Origin of the sequence: Streptomyces spiramenti, from assembly GCF_012034385.1 — a bacterium.
In the GTDB taxonomy this organism is placed as follows: domain Bacteria; phylum Actinomycetota; class Actinomycetes; order Streptomycetales; family Streptomycetaceae; genus Streptomyces; species Streptomyces spiramenti.
The window spans coordinates 1-4,908 of record NZ_JAAVJB010000304.1 but is presented as its reverse complement, the minus strand read 5'-3'; the positions used below and the strand labels follow the sequence as shown (position 1 = coordinate 4,908).

Here is a 4,908-nt window from a genome sequence, read left to right as displayed (position 1 = left end):
GCGCCCGGCCGCGCCCCGGCCCGGCGCGTTCGGCCGCCGCCCGGAGGTACCGGGACGCGGTCGCGCCCGCACCGCGCTGACCGGGGACGTTAGCCTGTCCGGCATGTCGACAGCACCGAACCCATCGCCCATGCCGGACGCCTCCGGCGACGCCACGCGCGCGGTCCACGCCGGCCTGCCGGCCGCCGAACCGTTCCGGCCGCCGATGCCCGGCCCGGTGATGTCGGCCTACTTCCACCTCCCCGGCGACCCGACGGGTGCGCCCTATGCCTACGGGCGGGAGACCAACCCGACCTGGACGGCGCTGGAGACCGCCGTGGCCGAACTGGAGTCGCCCCGCGAGCCCGCGCACGCCGCGGTGTTCGCCTCCGGCATGGCAGCCGTCGCCGCCGTGCTCTTCGGCCACCTGCGCCCCGGCGACACCGTGGTCGTGCCCTCCGACGGCTACCACGGCGTCCACCAACTGGGCTACCGACTCGCCGAGTTCGGCGTCAACGTCAGCCAGGTCGCCACCGCCGACACCGAGCGCTGGCTCGCCGCGCTCGCCACGGCCCGGATGCTGTGGCTGGAGACCCCCGCCAACCCGGGACTGGACACCTGCGACATCCGTGCACTCGCCACCGCCGCCCGCGAGCGGGGCGTCCTGGTCGCGGTGGACAACACGCTGCCGACGCCGCTCGGCCAGCGCCCGCTGGAGCTCGGCGCCGACCTCTCCGTGGCAAGCGGCACCAAGGGGTTCAGCGGCCACGGCGACGTCCTGCTGGGGTACGTGGCGACCCGGGACCCCGCGCTGCTCGGCCCCGTCCGGGCGTGGCGCAGCTGCGTGGGCGCCGTTCCCGGCCCCATGGAGACCTGGCTGGCCCACCGCGGCATGGCGACGCTGCCGCTGCGGCTGGAGCGGCAGTCGGCCAACGCCCTGGCGATCGCCACGCGGCTGCTCGCACGCGACGACGTCGCGGACGTCCGGTACCCGGGGCTGCCGAGCGACCCCGGCCACGCGGTGGCGGCGGCGCAGATGTCGGCCTTCGGCGGGGTCGTCTCCTTCACCCTTCCCGACCGCGACCACGCCGAGCGGTTCCTCGCCGCGCTGCGCGTGATCGGCGAGGCGACCAGCTTCGGCGGTGTCCGCTCCATGGCCGAGCGCCGCGCCCGCTGGACGGAGCCCCCGGCCGGAACCGCCCCCGCCCCCGGCGACGGCGCGGGCGAGGTGTCCACCGCCGACGACCCGGGCACCGCGCACCCGCGTGCGGCGCAGGTGCCGCCGGGGTTCATCCGCCTGTCGGTCGGCATCGAGGACGCGGCGGACCTCGTCGCCGACATCGAACGGGCGCTGGACGAGACCGCCCGTCCCGTCGGCTGACCGTCCCGCCGGCCGCCCCGGGCCCGCGGCCTCCGGCGCGAGGCCGTGGGGCCTCCGACACCGCCGGCCGCGACGAGCCCCGGTGCGGTTGCCTCCCGAGCAGCGCCCCGTACCGAGCAGCGCCCCGTACCGAGTAGCGCCCCGTACCGAGTAGCGGAACGGGGGCGTCCGCACCGTGGGCACCATGTTTCGCACGGGGCTCCGGTGGCGAGATCTCCTGCATGACCGACGCAGCCCCGGTGGTCAAGCGCACGGCGCGCGCCATCCTGCTCGACCGTCCCCGTGCGGACGCTCCTCACGAGCTGATCGTGATCAAACGCGTCAAACCGGACGAGCCCCCGTACTGGATCACGCCGGGCGGCGGGGTCGAGCCGGAGGACGTCTCCGTCCTCGATGCCCTGCACCGCGAGGTCTTCGAGGAGCTCGGCGCCAAGATCACGGACGCGGTGCCCGCGTTCGTCGACACCGTGCCGCACGTGCCGCAGCCCGGCGACCCGCCCACCTCGCCGGGGCTGAAGGTGCAGCACTTCTTCGTCTGCCGGCTCGCCTCGATGGACCCCGCGCTGCGCCACGGCCCGGAGGTGGAGGAGCCGTGCGGCACCTACGAGACGGTGCGCGTCCCCTTCACCCCGGAAGGTCTCCGCTCCGTCGATCTGGTGCCCGAGTCACTGCTGGAGCACCTCTCCCGCAACGTGCCGGGCGTTCTCGCGCTCCTCGCCCCCGACCTCCGCTGACCGCGGCGGGCCCGGGCCTGCGACGCGCGCCCCCTGCGAGGCGCGCCCCGGCCGTCGCCGACCGGCGTGCCCTGCCGCCGCTCCGGTGACCCGGCACGTCGGCCGCGCCGCCGAGCGCTCGGCACACCCTGCCCGGCACGCCGGGGCCCTGCCACACTGCCAGGCGGTCGGATCAGCCCTCGCCGAACCAGCCGCCCGCCCCCGACGCCGAGCCGTCGCGCCTGCCGCGCCGCTCCGCCTCCGCGAGGGCCCGCTCCGCCTGCTCCCGCAGCGCCTGCAAGGCCGCCGTCGTGCGGGACGCCTCCGTGGCCATGTCGCTTCCCCCCGGCCCGTCCGTCCTCCCGTCGGGCGCGCCGTCTCGCCGCTCCGGCGGGCGGACGGCCGTGTCCTGCCGCTCCCCGCCCGCGCCGACGTGGTCGGGCCCCGCGCCCTGCCGGACGGCGGGTGCGGCTGCCGGGGGCCCGCCGCCCCGGGCTGCGCCGCTCGTCGTCCGGCCGCCGGGCGGCAGACCCGGTGCTCCCGGAGGCGGTACCGGCGGGACGGGCGCGGGGTCGTCCAGCCGCAGCGGCGACACGTAGGTGACCTCGTCCGGGGGCGGCGGGTCGAGCGGGGCCGGTGCGCCGTCCTCCGGTGGAGGCGCCGCGTGCCGGTTGGCCCCCTCGTCGCGGCCGTGCTCGGCGGCGGCCTCCGGGCCGGGCGGCGGGTCGGCGGGGTGGGGCTCGGTCCCCGGCACGAACCCGGCGTCCTCGCCCCCGGTCTCCTCGGCGGTGTCGGCGGCGGTGTCGCCGGCGGGCGCGCCACGAGGCCGCGGCGGAACCGCCCCCGGTCCGGCCTCGGCCGCCCGGCCGCGGGCCACGCCGAAGAAGTCGCCGCCCCTGCGGCGGTAGTCCTGCGAACCCCACTCACGAGGCGCGCGCTTGGGGACGCCCACCAGGTGCGGGATGTGCGTCGCGCCGTGGATGTGCGCCGTGATCACGTCGATCCGCACCCACATCCGCGCCCTGCGGCCGGGTGCCGGATCGGACGGCACCTCCGGGTGCCGCTCCCGCAGCTCCTCCTCGTCGACGAGATGCGCCCGGCCGTTCACGTGCAGCCCGATGCGGGCGCGCTCGAAGTCCAGCAGCAGCAAGCCCGCGTGCGGGTTCTCGGCGATGTTGCCGAGGCTGGCGTGCACCCCGCTGCCCCGGTACTCCGGGTACACCAGTGTCTGCTCGTCCAGCGCGCGCAGGAAGCCGGGGGGCCCGGCGCGCAGCGTGCTGTGGCACTCCCCGAACCGGTCGGAGGTCGCGAGGAAGAACATCTCCTGGCGGGCGACGAACTCCCGCATCCGGCGGTTGAGCCGGCCGACGACCTGCTCGGCGTGGAAGCGGCGTGCCGCCTCCGTGGTGCCCAGCCGCTCCTGGACGGACCACTGGCCCGCGCTCCCCGGCCGGTGCGCCGCGGCTGCCGCCGCGGGCGGAAGCCAGCCCCGCTCGCCGGGGGCGGCCTCGTCCACCGCGTCGGCCCTGCCCTCGCCGATGGGGCGTCCGGATGTCCGGTCGGGCCCGCGTCCGGGTCCGCTGATCTCCGCCATAGCCCCCCAAGCCCCTGAGCTCTGCCGCTATGTGTCTGTGTGTCACCGCAGGTTCTCACTCAGGTGCGCATATCCACAAAGTCATGGCGGATTCGTTCGGCGGGTATGCCCGCGGACGTCAGCGCCGACACCCCGGACCGCACCATCCCGGCGGGACCGGAGAGGTAGCCGTCGTACTCCCGCCACGGGCCCAGCCGCCGCACCGTGTCCGGCAGCTGACCTGCCAGGGCGCGATCGGCCCCGTCGGCGACGACCGCACGGACGGACAGCCACCGGTGCCGCCGCTCCAGCTCGCGGAGCGCCGGCAGCTCGTAGAGGTCGGTCTCGCGGCGGGCACCGAAGAAAAGCTGCACCGGCCGTCCTCGGCCATGTTCGGCGACGTCCTCCACGAGCGCCTTGATCGGTGCTATGCCGGTGCTCCCGGCGAGGCAGAGGAGACCGGCGTCCGAGGTGTGGTCCACCGTCATCGAACCGGCGGGCGGGCCGAGCCGGATGACGCTGCCGACCGTGGCGCGCCGGACGAGGGCGCCGGAGACCCACCCAGCCGGCACCGCCTTGACGTGGAACGTCAGAGTTCCGTCCGGGTCCGGGGCCTTGGCGAACGAGTAGGTCCGCCACACCCGCGGCCACCACGGGGTCTCCACCCCGGCGTACTGCCCGGCGGTGAACCGGTACGGCTGGTCCGGGCGGACCGTGATGACGGCGACGTCGGAGGTGCGGAGCTCGTGGGAGACGACCTCCGCCTCCCACCAGGCGGGCGCACGCTGCTCGTCCGCGGCGGCGGCGTCGATCATCGTCTGCGAGATCGCGGTGTACGCGCGGATCCACGCGGCGCGGGTCGCCGGGTCCCAGACCCGCGCCGCGTAGCGGGCGAGCGCCCCCAGCAGGCTCTGCCCGACAGCCGGGTAGTGCTCGGGCCGGGTGCCGTACTTGCGGTGGCCGCGCCCGAGCTCGGAGAGGTACCGGGTCAGTTCCGCGCTGTCGTCCAGCCGCTCCGCCGCCCCGAGCAACGCGGAGAAGAGGCGGTCCCGCTGCGTGTCCATGGCGGCGGGGAACAGCTGCCGCAGTTCCGGGTTGCCGAGGAAGAGCAGGGCGTAGAAGTGCGAGGTGGCGTCGTCCGCGACCGGGGCGATCTCCGTGAGCGTCCGCCGGATCAGGACGGCGTCGGCCGAGGGCGCGCGGCGGCGTCCGGGGCGGGCGCAGCCGCCCGGGTCGGTGGCGGACCCGGCCGCGGGCGGGGC

The 4,908-nt window shown here is 76.6% G+C and carries 4 protein-coding genes; 2 read left to right on the top strand and 2 right to left on the bottom strand.

Annotated elements, in window-relative coordinates; all coding sequences use genetic code 11:
- Window positions 1-103: 103 nt before the first annotated feature.
- Window positions 104-1,360, top strand: a complete 1,257-nt coding sequence (locus HCJ92_RS22125; protein WP_245241126.1) for a cystathionine gamma-lyase — start codon at window positions 104-106, stop codon at window positions 1,358-1,360.
- Between the two features lie 221 nt (window positions 1,361-1,581).
- Window positions 1,582-2,094: an NUDIX domain-containing protein gene (locus HCJ92_RS22120; RefSeq protein WP_167935379.1), complete on the top strand. Its 513-nt coding sequence runs from the start codon at window positions 1,582-1,584 to the stop codon at window positions 2,092-2,094.
- A 172-nt stretch (window positions 2,095-2,266) separates the two neighbouring features.
- Here HCJ92_RS22120 and HCJ92_RS25180 read toward each other — a convergent pair whose 3' ends face one another.
- Together HCJ92_RS25180 and HCJ92_RS22110 are read right to left on the bottom strand one after the other, a co-directional pair.
- Complete coding sequence (locus HCJ92_RS25180; RefSeq protein ID WP_167935378.1) at window positions 2,267-3,667, bottom strand: pyridoxamine 5'-phosphate oxidase family protein; 1,401 nt, start codon at window positions 3,665-3,667, stop codon at window positions 2,267-2,269.
- Window positions 3,668-3,726: 59 nt separating this feature from the next.
- A partial coding sequence (locus HCJ92_RS22110) for a globin domain-containing protein (RefSeq protein ID WP_245241124.1) occupies window positions 3,727-4,908 on the bottom strand: 1,182 nt, incomplete at its 5' end.